Annotated in this window: 12 protein-coding genes; 6 read left to right on the top strand and 6 right to left on the bottom strand. The window is 68.6% G+C overall.

All coding sequences use genetic code 11. The features are described 5' to 3' along the window. Both J2850_RS17500 and J2850_RS17495 read left to right on the top strand, forming a co-directional pair. Positions 1 to 514, top strand: a 514-nt coding sequence (locus J2850_RS17500; protein WP_209983925.1) for a bifunctional enoyl-CoA hydratase/phosphate acetyltransferase, incomplete at its 5' end; no start/stop codon positions are given. Positions 515 to 543: 29 nt separating this feature from the next. Next, positions 544 to 1,737, top strand: coding sequence for an acetate/propionate family kinase (locus J2850_RS17495; RefSeq protein ID WP_209983923.1), 1,194 nt, complete (start codon positions 544 to 546; stop codon positions 1,735 to 1,737). A gap of 107 nt (positions 1,738 to 1,844) precedes the next feature. Here the strand turns inward: J2850_RS17495 and J2850_RS17490 are convergent, their stop codons facing one another. From J2850_RS17490 to J2850_RS17480, 3 genes are read right to left on the bottom strand one after another with little or no spacing between them, the layout of a single operon-like run. After that, on the bottom strand, positions 1,845 to 2,732 hold the full coding sequence (locus J2850_RS17490; RefSeq protein ID WP_209983922.1) for a UbiA family prenyltransferase: 888 nt from the start codon (positions 2,730 to 2,732) through the stop codon (positions 1,845 to 1,847). Then, entirely contained in the window at positions 2,708 to 3,895 is a 1,188-nt protein-coding gene (gene eboE, locus J2850_RS17485; RefSeq protein ID WP_209983920.1) for a metabolite traffic protein EboE, read from the bottom strand. Before eboE ends, J2850_RS17490 begins: the two co-directional genes overlap by 25 nt. After that, the gene (locus tag J2850_RS17480; RefSeq protein WP_209983917.1) at positions 3,895 to 5,103 is read right to left on the bottom strand and encodes a 3-dehydroquinate synthase; all 1,209 of its coding nucleotides are present in this window, start codon (positions 5,101 to 5,103) and stop codon (positions 3,895 to 3,897) included. The genes eboE and J2850_RS17480 overlap by 1 nt, the downstream gene beginning before the upstream one ends. A 390-nt stretch (positions 5,104 to 5,493) precedes the next feature. On the opposite strand from J2850_RS17480, the gene J2850_RS17475 reads away from it, so the two are divergent. Genes J2850_RS17475 through J2850_RS17465 form a run of 3 tightly spaced genes read left to right on the top strand, consistent with a single transcriptional unit; the run spans position 5,494 to position 9,584 of the window. Then, positions 5,494 to 7,221 carry a hypothetical protein gene (locus J2850_RS17475; protein ID WP_209983915.1) on the top strand — a complete coding sequence of 576 codons (1,728 nt, stop codon included), beginning with the start codon at positions 5,494 to 5,496 and terminating at the stop codon, positions 7,219 to 7,221. 40 nt (positions 7,222 to 7,261) lie between these two features. Further along, a complete protein-coding gene (locus J2850_RS17470; protein WP_209983912.1) occupies positions 7,262 to 8,377 on the top strand; it encodes a ferritin-like domain-containing protein in 1,116 nt (371 codons plus the stop codon). Between the two features lie 46 nt (positions 8,378 to 8,423). Beyond that, positions 8,424 to 9,584 (top strand): hypothetical protein, encoded by a 1,161-nt coding sequence (locus J2850_RS17465; RefSeq protein WP_209983911.1) that lies wholly within the window; start codon positions 8,424 to 8,426, stop codon positions 9,582 to 9,584. 31 nt (positions 9,585 to 9,615) lie between these two features. Here J2850_RS17465 and J2850_RS17460 read toward each other — a convergent pair whose 3' ends face one another. Genes J2850_RS17460 through J2850_RS31805 form a run of 3 tightly spaced genes read right to left on the bottom strand, consistent with a single transcriptional unit; the run spans position 9,616 to position 12,576 of the window. After that, positions 9,616 to 10,992: an alkaline phosphatase family protein gene (locus J2850_RS17460; protein ID WP_209983909.1), complete on the bottom strand. Its 1,377-nt coding sequence runs from the start codon at positions 10,990 to 10,992 to the stop codon at positions 9,616 to 9,618. Between the two features lie 3 nt (positions 10,993 to 10,995). Next, positions 10,996 to 11,892, bottom strand: a complete 897-nt coding sequence (locus J2850_RS17455; RefSeq protein WP_209983907.1) for a TatD family hydrolase — start codon at positions 11,890 to 11,892, stop codon at positions 10,996 to 10,998. Between the two features lie 12 nt (positions 11,893 to 11,904). Then, complete coding sequence (locus J2850_RS31805) at positions 11,905 to 12,576, bottom strand: EboA domain-containing protein (protein WP_307354452.1); 672 nt, start codon at positions 12,574 to 12,576, stop codon at positions 11,905 to 11,907. A gap of 429 nt (positions 12,577 to 13,005) precedes the next feature. On the opposite strand from J2850_RS31805, the gene J2850_RS17445 reads away from it, so the two are divergent. Next, entirely contained in the window at positions 13,006 to 13,194 is a 189-nt protein-coding gene (locus J2850_RS17445; RefSeq protein WP_209983903.1) for a hypothetical protein, read from the top strand. Positions 13,195 to 13,254 lie beyond the last annotated feature (60 nt).

The raw sequence follows: 13,254 nt of genomic DNA, 5'->3' as shown, positions 1-13,254 counted from the left end.
CGCGGCGATCAACATCTACCCGACGCTGGAGGACAAGGTCCACATCGTCCAGAACGCCATCGACCTCGCCAAGGTGCTGGGCGTCGAGGTGCCGCACGTCGCCATCCTGTCGGCGGTCGAGACGATCAACCCGAAGATCGCCACGACGCTGGAGGCGGCGGCGCTGTGCAAGATGGCCGACCGCGGCCAGATCGCCGGCGGCGTGCTCGACGGCCCGCTGGCCTTCGACAACGCCATCTCCGCCGAGGCTGCCCGTACCAAGCACATCGTCTCGCCGGTCGCCGGCCAGCCGGACATCCTGCTGGCACCGGACCTGGAATCCGGCAACATGCTGGTCAAGCAGCTCTCCTTCCTCGCCAACGCCGATGCCGCCGGCATCGTGCTGGGCGCCAAGGTGCCGGTGATCCTGACCAGCCGCGCCGACAATGTGCGGGCGCGTCTGGCCTCCTGTGCCGTCGCCTCCCTCGTCGCAGCCTCGCGGCGGATGCCGCCTCTGCCGCTGGCCGCCGAATGACCGGCCTTGCGGAACAAGGAACCCGCTCCATGTCCCAACGCAACGCCTACCTCGTCATCAACGCGGGCTCGTCGAGCCTGAAGTTCTGCGTCTTCCAGGGCTCCGATGCCGCGGACCTGGAGGTCGCCTTCACCGGCCAGATATCGGGCATCGGCACCCAGCAGGCCAGGTTCGAAGCGAAGGACGCGCACCGGCATCCCCTCGCCTCGGTTGCCCTGAGCCAATCCGATCGTGCCGCCCTGCTCGGCTACCTGCTGGACTGGATCGGCGGGCAGTTGAACGGTTCCGTGCTGGTGGCGGCCGGGCACCGCGTGGTGCATGGCGGCACCCGCTTCTCGGCGCCGGTGCGGGTCACCCCCGCGGTGCTCGACCAACTGGAGGAACTGATCCCTCTGGCCCCGCTGCATGAACCGCACAACATTGCCGCCATCCGGGCGCTGGCCGAGAGCTATCCGCAACTGCCGCAGGTCGCCTGCTTCGACACCGCCTTTCACCAGACCCAACCCTGGCAGTCGCAGACCTTCGCCATTCCGCGCGCCCTGACGGCGGAGGGAGTGCGGCGCTATGGCTTCCACGGCCTCAGCTACGAGTACATCGCCCACCAGTTGCCCCGGGTGGCGCCAGAACTGGCCGATGCGCGGGTTCTGGTCTGCCACCTCGGCAGCGGGGCGAGCCTGTGCGCCATGGCGGCGGGGCGAAGCGTCGACACCACGATGGGCTTCACCGCGCTCGACGGCGTGCCGATGGGCACGCGGCCGGGTTCGATCGATCCGGGCGTGCTGATCTACCTGATGCGCGAGAAGGGCCTCGGCGTCGACGAGATCGAGACGCTGCTCTACCACAAGTCGGGCATGCTGGGGGTGTCGGGGATTTCCAACGACATGCGCGAGCTCGAAGGGTCGGACGCGCCGGAGGCCGCCGAGGCGGTCGAGCTATTCTGCCATGGCGTCGCCAAGCAGGGGGCGGCACTGGCGGCGTCGATGGGCGGGCTGGACGCGGTGGTGTTCACGGCCGGCGTCGGCGAGAACTCGGCGCAGGTCCGGTCCCGTGTCGCCGAGAGGCTTGAATGGCTGGGCGTCCGCCTCGACCCGGCGGCCAACCGGGCCAAGGCCACCCGCATCTCCGCCGCCGACAGCCGCGTCCCGGTCTTCGTCATTCCCACCAACGAGGAGCAGATGATCGCCCGCCACACGATCGCCTGTCTGTCGACGCCGTCGCGGTGACCCCGAAGCGTGCCGCCCCCGGACCTTCCTGCCCATGGCCGGGAGGTCCGGGGCACCCCGGCCCCGCACGGGCTCCGGGATGGCGGAACGCGCAGGGACGCGGGCGCTCAGGTTCCCGGCACCAGCCGCTGCAGGGCGAGCGTCGCGGGGAAGCACAAGGTGGCGAGCGCCACCGCCCAGCCGGGGCCGCCGCCGACCGCCACCAGGATCGCGTCGTACAGCGCGATGGCGGCGATCAGCAACGCCACGGCGCGCGGCACGTCGCCCGGTGCGCGGCGGAACAGGCGGAACAGCGCGACGGCCGTGGCCGCCAGCAACACGATCCAAAGCGCCAGCCCGGCCACGGTGCCGCCGCCAGCCTGCAGGCTCGCGGCCAGGGTGCCCAGCAACGGCACCGCCAGCATGGCGAGCGGCCATGCGCGCTCCAGCCGGTCGTACGCTTCCTGGCGAGCGGCGCAGGTCAGGCCGACGACGTGGCAGAACAGCCCGGCGGCGCCCAGCAGCAGCGCCGTGCCCGGAGGAGCTCCCGCCATGCCCGCCGCCATGGCGTAGGCTAGGAAGCGGCAGACCCCCATGATCACTGGCGCCAGCGCCGTCTTCTTGTGCAGGACATCGTAGAGCAGGATCGCCACCGCGAGGGCAGTGCCGCTCGCCGCCCCCACCGGGCCGCTGTGCGCCGCGAGCGCGACGCCGAGCGCGACCAGCGCGAAGCCGGCGACGAACACCGCCCCACGGGCGGCGTCGCCACGCGGTATCGGGCGACCCGGCCGTCCGCGTGCATCGACGGCAGCGTCGAAGGCGTCGTTGAGGTACATCCCGCCGACATAGAACAGCGTCAGCGCCAGAATGGCGTCCAACAGGGGGGCGGGCGCCAGCGTGGTGCCGGCGAGCGCCAGGCCGGCCAGCGCGTTGCTGACCACCGTCGGCAGGTTCGAAACGCGGCCGAGCACCAGCGCGGCGCGCGGCCGGATCAGCACAGCCGTTGCAAAACCCATCGCATTTCCCTTTCGATGCCGTCGGTGACGTCCAGCCCGCCCGTGCCGCGGAGTTCAGCAGGCAGTACGGACCATGTGTAGGTCTCGACCTCCAGATGCGTGGTGAAGGGGCGGGCGCGGTGCAGCGCCAGCAACCGTTCCAGCGACGCCGCGGTCGAGGAGAGCGGCGGGGCCGGGTCCGCGAAGAGCGGGACATGGACGTGGACGCGCCACTCCTCGCCGTCCGACGCCTCGTCCCGTTCGAGCGCGCCCGGCAAATCGAGCGTCCGGCGCATCCCGCCATCGGGGGTACGGGACACCGTCTGGTGCAGGTAGACGCCGTCGTGGAAGGCCGCGACCCGCCGGCGCGCCGCCTCGTCGACGCGCGGGATCCGCAGCGCGGCGCTGATCTGCAGCTTGTGCACGGGAATCCCGGCGTCGGACAGTGCGGCGAGCGTCGCCTCCGGTTCCTCGTACAGCACCGCCATGTGGCAGGCGTCGAGGCAGAGGCCGAGATGCCGGGGCAACGCCTCGGCCGCGCCGGACATGCCGATGCCGGCGAGGTCGGCGAGCCGCCCCGCCGCCGCCGCGGTAAAGAGGTGATCGCGGAAGAAGGCGACGGCGTCGGCGCTGGATTCCAGAAGGCAGAAGGGTTCCGGTTCCAGCGCGAGCGCGATGCGGCGCCCGCTCCGCGCCTCCAGCCGGACGAGTGCCGCGACTGCCTGCAGCAGCCCCTCCGCCACCGCCTCCTCCTGGCCGTGCAGGCGTGGGGCGAAGCCGCCCGGCACGGTGCTGATCGTCGCGGTTTCACCGGGCGCGACCAGTCCGGCCATGATGCCGGCGAGGTCGAGCGTGTAGGCCAGCCGCTCCGGCGTGGTCCAGTCGGGTTCGTACACCGCGTCCTTCACCGGGACGCCATGGAAGCGGCCATAGGGGAAGCCGTTCATGGTGTAGGCCAGGAACCCCTCGTCACGGAAGATCGCCGCCAGTTCCCCAGTCGCCCCGGGATGGGCGGCGGCCTCGGCCGACAGGCGCAACCCGACGGCGAAGGGGCGATCCGGGCACAGCCGGCGCCTGACGTCGCGGACCGGACCCAGCAGCGCGGCGCGCACCTCGGGGAAGCTCTGCGTCGGGTGGACGTTCAGGCAATAGCCGAGCGTCCCCAGCCCGTCCGGCAAGCGCATCAGGCAGCCTCCCGCGCGGCAAGCCAGCCGACGGCCTGTTCGACCAGGGCCGCATCCATGGCGTTGACCTCGACCCCGCGGCCGATGCCGGCAAGCAGCGTGATGGTCAGCCGTCCGCCGAGATGCTCGCGGAACTCCTGCAGCCCTGCCAGCACCGCAAGGCCCCCGTCCGCTTCGCGGCGCGCCAGCGCCGGGTGCCAGAGGCGGAAGCCGAGATGTTCCAGCAGCACCGCGACGCGCAGGTCGGCGCCGTCCGGCAGCAGCCCGGCCAGCACCGAATAGCGGGTGTCGAGCGCGATCCCGATCGCCACCGCCTCGCCGTGGCGCAGATGGTTGCGGGTGACGGTTTCCAGCTTGTGCGCCGACCAGTGGCCGAAATCGAGCGGGCGGGCGCTGCCCTGCTCGAACGGGTCGCCGCCTTCGGCGATCTGGCGCATGTGAAGCTCGGCGCAGCGCCGGATCAGATGGCCCACCGCCGGTCTCTCGAACAGGGCGAGCGCATCGGCCGACCGCTCCAGCCACTCGAAGAAGGCGGCGTCGCGGATCAGCGCGACCTTCACCGCCTCCGCCATGCCGGCGATGCGGTCGCGGGCCGGCAGGCTGTCGAGAAAGGCCGAATCATTCACCACCGCCCAGGGAGGGGCGAAAGTGCCGATCTGGTTCTTGGCGCCGTTGCGGTTGATCGCGCTCTTCACCCCGACACCCGAATCGTTCTGCGCCAGCACCGTCGTCGGCATCCGGACCAGCCGGACGCCGCGGTGGGCGGTGGAGGCCGCCAGGCCGACGGCATCGAGGAAGGCGCCGCCGCCGACCGCCAGCACGTAGGAATGCCGGTCGATGCCGCCGCCGAGGATGGCGTCGTGCATCTGGCCGATCAGGGCCGGGTCGTTCTTCACGGTCTCGCCGCCGGGAAGGATGCGCGGCTCCCCCACCAGGGCCGGCAGGTCGTTCCGCGCGGCGAAATACCGGGCGATCCCGGCGGGAAGCGTCGGGTTCCCTGCGAGCACGCCCAGGTCGACGAAGGCGACGCAGCGCGGACGTGGCGCGGCACCCCCGTCGCCGTTCGTATCGGCAGTCATCACCTCCGCGAGGACCGCGTTCGCCGGATCGAAGGCGTGGCGGGTAAAGGCGACGGCATAGTCGAAGGCGACGGTGAAGCGCTGACGGTGGAGCAGTGCCGGCGCATCCGGGGGAAGCATGCTGTGCATGGGCGGTGCCTTGGCCGTGAGTGGGGCGGCAGATTGACGCGATAGGAGAGAAACTTTTCACCAATGCGCGTTTTTGGAATTGTCATCGTATCGATGCCTCTTTATGATCGCAACATCTCTGTGCAAACGCTCCTGAAATGGGGAAGAAGACAAAGCGGGCCGGAGCAATTACGCGGCATGATGAAAATCTGAAGTTCCGGCCCTGATAATAAATGGCGCGACGCGGTCTGTAACCGCCGCGCTGCGCTTCATGTTTGTTTCTTTAAATATCTGTGACGATCCGGATCAACTTGGCGTGTCTCGCATGTCGAGAAGGGGGGTATGTGCATGTCCTATTTGAATGGGCCTCGGCTGGTCTTTGCGGGAAAGTTCATCGCTGATGTGTCGACGGTGAACAATAAGCCCGCCCACTACAAGGAAGGGGGACGTTATACGGCCGACGACTATGCCGACTGGGATATCGGCTACTGGAATCCCTACGGCACCGGCGTGTGGCGGTTGACCGACTGTGTGGTGACCAATGCGATCAACGCGGACGGCAGCGTCGCGGCCGGCGATTCCGTGATCGGCATGGCTGTCGCCGACGCCGACGACCGGCCGCCGGCCAAGATGGTCGACCTCGATCCAGAACAGCAGATGGTGTCGGCGATCTGGGGGCTATTGGTCCGGCTGACCGGCACCGATGGCCGCGAGCTGCTGCGCGGCAATTACGACGTCGCCTCCTTCACCGATCTGTGGTGGCGAAGCTGGGACGCGGGACCCGCCTTCAAGTACACGCCGCATACACCGGCGTTTTTCGGCGCCTCCTTTCAGTCGGTGCTGTCGGGGCTCACCTGGGGCGACGTTGGCGGTTCGCCCTTCCTGTCCACTCTCAAGGCGGCGGCCGACAGCGGCCTGCTGTCGATCAAATTCAACGTCGTCGGCTACAACGCCGGTTATAAATGCGGCCCAGGCATTGAGCGTCATCTGCCCAACCCGCCGGACTTCACCACCGGGCTTCTGACCGGCACGATCGGGCTGGCCGCTCGGAACGAGCCCCGCTTCTACACGCTGGGCCGCCATCTCCAGCCGACGCAGAACGTGATGCTGCCGAAGGCCGCCCTCAACTATGCCACCGCGGTGGTGGACGACGCGCGCAAGACGCTGACCATCGACCTCGGAAATTCCGTGCCTTTCGAGACCTGGCGGGGGGAGATGGTGGCGACGCCGCTGGATGTCGGCTACCTCGACGGTGCCGGCGACTTCCAATCCCTGGGCACGGTGAAGCCGTGCAACGACTGGTACAGGACCACCGCCGGCATCCAGGGTTTCCCGCTGACCGACGAGCAGTTGACGGCCGTCGCCTCCAGCCCGGTCGCGGTCACCATCGTCGACTCGTCGGGCAAGCGCGCCGTCGTCGGGCAGGAATCGGCCGACGGCAAGGTGGTGCGGGCCGACCAGTTCGTCTTCCGGATGAGTCCGGGGGACAAGGTATCCGTCTCCCTGTGGGCGACCCGGTTCGGCAAGCCGCTGGCCGGCACCGCCGTGTCGCTGGCCTTCGACAATCCCCAGACGGACAAGGGCGATCCGCCGACCGGCACCCCGGCCAGCGCGCTGACCTTTCCCACCATGGTTCCGACGGACGGGAACGGCGTCGCCACCCTGGTGCTCTCCGCCCAGGATCCGGGCGAGCCGCGAGCCGCGGACAATCTCGACGGACAGGTCTATGGCGTGCGTCCGTCGCTGGCGGACGCCACCTACCAGGATCCCTACGACTTCATCAGCGTGCTGGTCTGGAGCGGCTACACGGTGCCCGAGGCGCCAACCTGGGAAGCGGACATCCAGCCGATCCTGGTCCAGTACGCCAACCTCTACCCGGTGATGCTGCCGGTGCTCGACATGGGCGACTACGACAGCGTGTGCAAGCACCTCTACCCGCTGCAATACGCCATGTCGCTGGAGGAGGGGGATCCGAACTACATGCCGGTGGTCCGCGACCTGTCGCCGGCCAAGCGGGCGGCGATCCTGAAATGGGCGAAGAATCCGGTGCGCGGCACCCCGGTGGCGCGTCCGCCGAAACCCCGGCGGGAGCCGGCGGTGTCCACTGCCGCACCCGATCCCAACCGCCTGACCAAGTGACGGTCCAGCCTCCCCACCCTTCGGTCGATGGAGACCCCCTATGACGACCAACCAATCCTGGGCGGTGGCCGGTCCGGTTCCGCCCGCCGGCACCAAGGCGCTCGACCTGGCCAAACCCGGCCCGTCTCTGTTCGTCAAGGCGATGCCGCTCGAGACGCTCGACAACGTGCGCGCCGCCCTGCAGAAGGCCATCGAGCTGGAGCACGCCACCCTGCCGGTCTATCTGCAGGCCGCCTATTCGCTCGACGATGCGAAGAACGGCCAGATCGCCGGGATGATCATCGGCGTGGCGATGCAGGAGATGGAGCATTTCTGCCAAGCCTGCAACATCCTGGTCGCCATCGGCGGCAGCCCGGCGATCGACGACCCCGCCTTCGTGCCCACCTACCCCGGCGGCCTGCCGGAGGGCATCGGCACGCAGCCGGGCCAGCCGGAATTCATCGTGCATCTTCGGGGGTTCTCGAAGGACCAGGTCAAGACCTGCTTCATGGTGATCGAGGAGCCGGCCGATCCCGTCGACATTCAGGACGCCGGCCGGCTCGTCGCCGCGTCCGACATCGCCGCCAACTACCAGACCATCGGCGAGTTCTACGAGGCGATCGCCAGCGCCCTGACCACGCTGTGCGAAACCCAAAGCATCTTCTCCGGCACCGCCGCCGGGCAGGTCTACGGCATGTTCGACATCAAGCCGATCCTGGACCTGACGAGCGCGCTGGACGCGATCAACCGCATCGTCGTCGAAGGAGAGGGCACCCCGACCTCGCCCGAGGAGCCCGACGACGCCACGATGGCGCACTACTATACCTATTATGAAATCTACAAGGGGCGCAGCATCACCAGGAAGGACGACGGCTGGTACTTCACCGACCCGGCGATCCCCTTCGACCCGAACGGCGTGGCGAACATCATCGACGATCCCAAGCAGTCGGATTATGCCGACGGCTCGGCGGCGGCGATCCAGTCGCAGGCGTTCAACACCTACTATTCCAACCTGCTGAAGGCCCTGCACGCGAGCTTCAACGGCCAGCCGGACCGGATCAACGAGGCCATCGGGCTGATGTTCGACCTGAAGATCCAGGCCAAGCTGCTGATGAACACGCCGATGCCCGACGGCTCCGGCAAGTTCGCGGCGCCGACCTGGCAGTATGTCCCGTGATCCGGACGTCCGCGACCGCCGTTTCCGCATCCAAGGATCCCACCAGATGACCGGACTCCTCCGTTCGACCGGTGCCCGCCTCGCGGCGGTGCTCGGCCTTGCCCTGTTGGGCGCCGCGCCAGGCAGTGCCCAGGCGCAGAGCAACATCTATCCGACCTTCGGCGTCCACAACCCGCCGGGCTTCAGCAACTGCCCGTGGAAGGCCTGCGTCTATCCGCGCAATGCCGGGGAGCCGACCGACCCGCTGTTCCCGCCCTTCTGGTCGTCCAACTGGACGATGTACCGCGTGTTCAAGAACTACGCCGAGAACCCGCCGCCTTATGATGGCAAGCCGCCGGCCGCGCTGAAGGAGGGCGAGGATTACGAGGTTTCCTACGGCTCGACCTATTACGACAGCACGCTCGCCGGCCCGATGGGCGAAGGCGCGATGATGGAGCATTACGAGAAGCGCTGCCTGCCGATCTTCCCGGGCTCCAACCACTACACCTGTTCCTTCGTGTCGATCGGCGACCGTGCCTTCTTCCTGACCTACGAACAGGACCGGCCGCAGGGAATGCCGCCCTGCTGCAGCTTCTCGCCGCTGAACCATGCGCCGCGCCGCGATTTCGTCAAGCACCTGCCCTACAGCAGCGGCGACAGCGCCCGGCTGAACTATCAGGTCCAGGGCTACTCGATCTGGGTCGGCAATGCCGGAGGCCCGGCGCAGACCGGCGCCAGTCCCGACCAGACCGCCAACCAGGGGATCCTGTTCGGCTACGCCTTCAACGCCAAGGCCACCGCCGAGGGCGACGGTCTGACCGACGAGCCCTACCGCTACCCGCCCGGCACCAGCCCGGCCGCCGGCAAGCCCGCCGCCTCGGCGGGGGCGGAGACCGAGCCGTACCGCCATCCGCAGTCCTTCTATTTTTCGGGCGTGCCCTACTCGGAGAAGACGAAACTGCCGAACGCGCCGATCGTCTCCCAGAACTACACGAACTTCGCGCAGCTCCGCCCCGATCCGGCGAAGACCTGGGATCTCGTCGGCAAGATGTGCGTCGGCCCGATCCCGGATTGCCAGCTTTTCAACCGCCCGGCCGAAAATCCGGTGGCGGCGGCGCCTGGGGCTGCATCGGGGGCTGCGCCCGGCAGCACGCCGGGAGCGGCGCCGGTACCCGCATCCGCCGCGGCGGCACCCGGCACCTGGGGCAGCATTCCGCCGAAACGCTGAACGGTGAAGGGAGGGGGTGCGCCCCCTCCCTTTACCCGAACAGGTGCGCCAGCAGCAGTGCCTTCACCGCTTCGGCCGGAATGGGACCGGCAGGCAGCAGGTCCGGTTCCGACGAGATCAGCAACGGCCCGGCCTCCAACCGGTCCGTCGGTCGGCCATGCGACCCCCGGACCAAGCCGGCGTCCAGCGGGATCACGTCCATCAGCGTGCGGAAGCCCAATGCCTTCCGGGCCAGCCGCCAGCCGATCGCCAGCCTGGGCCAGCGGATCGCCGGATCCAGGAACAGCTCCGCCGGGTCGTAGCCCGGTTTGCGGAAGATCTCGACGGTGCGGGCGAAATCCGGCGCCCGGTCCTCGTCCAGCCAATAGGGATAACTGAACCAGCGGTCGGCGCGGCTGACCGCCACCAGCGTGCCGGAACGCGGATGATCGATGCCGGCGGCGCGCTGGTCGTCGCGGTCGAGAACCCGCTCCACCCCGTCCAGCCCGGCGACGAGAGCGCGGACCTCGTCGGTTCGCTCCGGGCGGGCGACATGGACATGGGCGATCTGGTGATCGGCGACCGCGAAGGCGTCCGAGGCGGCAGGATCCAGCAGTTCGCCGCCCTGCTCCTCGCGCACCGCGATCAGCCCGGCCTCGCGCAGGGCGCGGTTGATGGCGATCGGCCCGTTCACCCGGGTGATGCCGTATTCCGACAGCACGATGATGCGCGTTCCCTCGCGTTCCGCCGTTTCGATCAGCGGTGCGGCAAGGGCATCCACCGCGGCGACCTGCGCCGGAATGCGCGGGTCGTCGGGGCCGAAGCGCTGCAGGTCGTAGTCGAGATGCGGGAGGTAGACCAGCGACAGCGACGGGCGGAGGCGCCGCTCCACCTCGGCCGCGCAGTCGGCGATCCAACGGCTCGACGTGAGATCGGCCGCCGGCCCCCAGAAGCGGAACAGCGGAAACGGCCCGAGCGCACGGGCCAGCTCGTCGCGGAGGCCGGCGGGCCGGGTGTAGATGTCCGGCAGCTTGCGGCCGTCGGCGGTGTAGATCGGGCGCGGCGTCACGCTGACGTCGGCGCCCGAATACATGTTGTACCACCAGAACAGCTTGGCGCCGATGAAGGACGGGTCGCGGCGCTTGGCCTCCTCCCACAGGGTTTCCCCGGCGACCAGGCGGTTGCTCTGCTTCCAGAACAGGATTTCCGACAGGTCGCGGTCGTACCAGCCGTTGGCGACGCAGCCATGGCCGGCGGGGGTGCGGCCGGTCAGCATGCTGGCCTGCACGGTGCAGGTGACCGCCGGCAGCGGCGGGATCAGCGGCCGCATCCTGCCCGCCGCCAGGCGCGACAGGACGGGGGCATGGGGCAGCAGGTCGGCGGTGAGGCCGACCACGTTCAGAACCAGGGTCCGCCGCGTCGATGCCATGCGTCAGACCGCCGGCACCGTGTCCACCGCCGGCTTCTGGCCGCGCAGCACGGTGTTGCCTTCGAACAGCAGGCGCTGATCGACCGGCAGCGGCGTTTCCAGTTCCGCCGGATCGAGCCGCCCGCTCAGGGCATAGAAGGCGATCGGATTGCGCCAGACGATGGTCTCGATGGTCTCGTCGGCGATTCCGGCCTGCCGCATGGCCTCGGCGGTCTTGGGGACCTTCAGCGGATCGCTGATGCCCCAGTCGGCGGAGCTGTTCACCATGATCCGCTCCGCGCCGAACCGCTGGACCAGCCCGACCATGCGCGGTTCGTCCATCTTGCTGCCGGGATAGATCGTGTGGCCGGCCCAGCAGCCGCTGTCGAGCACGGCGGGCAGCGTTTCTTCGTTGTTGTGGTCGATCAGGACCATGTGGGGCGGAATGCCGGTTTCGCGCAGCAGGTCGATGGTGCGGCGGGTGCCGGCCTTCTTGTCCCGGTGGGGGGTGTGGATCATGATCGGCAGCTCATGGCGCCGCGCCATCTCGACCTGGCGGCCGAGGATGTCGTCCTCGGCCGGCGTCATGTCGTCGTAGCCGATCTCGCCAACCGCGACGACGCCGTCCTTTTCCAGATAGAGGTCGACGAGGTCGAGCACCGCGTCGACGATCTCGGGGGTGTTGGCCTCCTTCGGGTTGAGCCCGAGGGTGCAGAAATGGCGGATGCCGAACTGGCTAGCCCGGAACCGTTCCCAGCCGATCAGCGACAGGAAATAATCCTCGAAGCTGCCGGCGTGGGTGCGCGGCTGGCCCAGCCAGAAGGCCGGCTCGGTCACGGCGACGATGCCGGCGCGGCGCATGGCGGCATAATCGTCGGTGGTCCGCGAGGTCATGTGGATGTGCGGATCAAACAGTCGCATGGGTATGGTCCGTCATCGGTGGGAAGAATCGGGAGGCGCACACGGGGGCGCATCGGGCGGGTCGGCGAGAAGGGCGTCGAGGTCGGCCGGGACCGGGCGACCGGCGGCGCGGCGCTCGCTGCGGAAATCGGCGGCCATCCGGCGCAGCACCGCGGTCGTCCGCAGCTCCAGCCCGACCACCCTTGCCAGCGCAAGGCCGGTGAACACCGCCTTCAGGACCATCTGGTTGAAGGCGAGGTCGGTGAAGTGGCTTGCCGGAAAGCCATTGTCGGCGGCAATGGCCTCGAACACCGGCTGGACGCTGGACCGGCAGGCGTCGGCAGCCAGCGGGGCGAAGCGATCCGGAGAAGGCAGCAGCACCAGGGATTGGAGGATCGTCGCCCGCTCCTCGTTGTCGGAGGTCCGGAAGGCCGAGGTCAGCCGTGCCGCGGCCTCGTCGCCGCTGGCATCGACCGCCGCGGCAAGCATCCCGGCGCGGAGAAGCCGCTGGAGCGGCCAGCAGTCGGGGCGCGCGATACCGAGGAACCGAAGGACGGCCTGCTCCCCATCCGACAGCGCCGTCGCACCGCGCAACCGGCGGCCGGCCATCGCGAAGGCGCGCATGAAGGCGGGGGAACCGGGAAGGGGGGGAGCGGTGGTGATGGAGGCGAGCCACGCGGCGCTGTCCGGATCGCGTGCTGCCACCAAAGCGTTTATGACGGGCTGAAGTGGCTGCATTCCGGAACTCTCAACCGGGGAGTGAAGAGGTTCATCCATCGCTATCCTGGATCATCGCCGCCCCTCTCCCATCATATAAAGAGATATTGTTAGATGGTATACAATTATAAATGAACATGTTGTTCGGGGAAAGCTGAATTGTTGGTGCATGGCCCATGCGCTAGCCGAATCATATCGAGGCGCCGAACAAATCGGGGATGGAACGGCGCCGGGTGGAGCGGGCCGAACGTGGAGGCCAAGCCGGCAAGGGCCTCCCACTGGGTTGTCCGGCATGGAGGGACCGCCCTTTTCGGAGGTCCGCAGCGGCGGCCGCCGCCGGGGCCGGGAGCTTGGCCTTAAAAGCTTATTAACCATCAAGCCACTAGGCTTTGGAACTGCATTCCCGGAGAAAGTGAAGTGGTCAAGTCGCTGCTGGGCGTCGTCGTCGTCGCGGTCGGTGGTTTTACCGCCGAGATCAATGATTTTGGTGATCGGCGGGAAATCAATGTCGGACGGGCGAGCGGCCCGGTCCTCTATCATGAGGTGACGCAAGAGAGCCTTGCCGATTGCATCCAGCGTTTCGGCGGTTCAAGCACGCGGATATAGGGATGCGGGCGGGCGTGCCGCCGACGGGAGGCGGCGCGCGCGGCGGTCATGCACCCCGTC

It is taken from the genome of Azospirillum picis, assembly GCF_017876115.1.
Taxonomy (GTDB): domain Bacteria; phylum Pseudomonadota; class Alphaproteobacteria; order Azospirillales; family Azospirillaceae; genus Azospirillum; species Azospirillum picis.
This window is presented reverse-complemented; position numbering and strand designations above follow the sequence as displayed.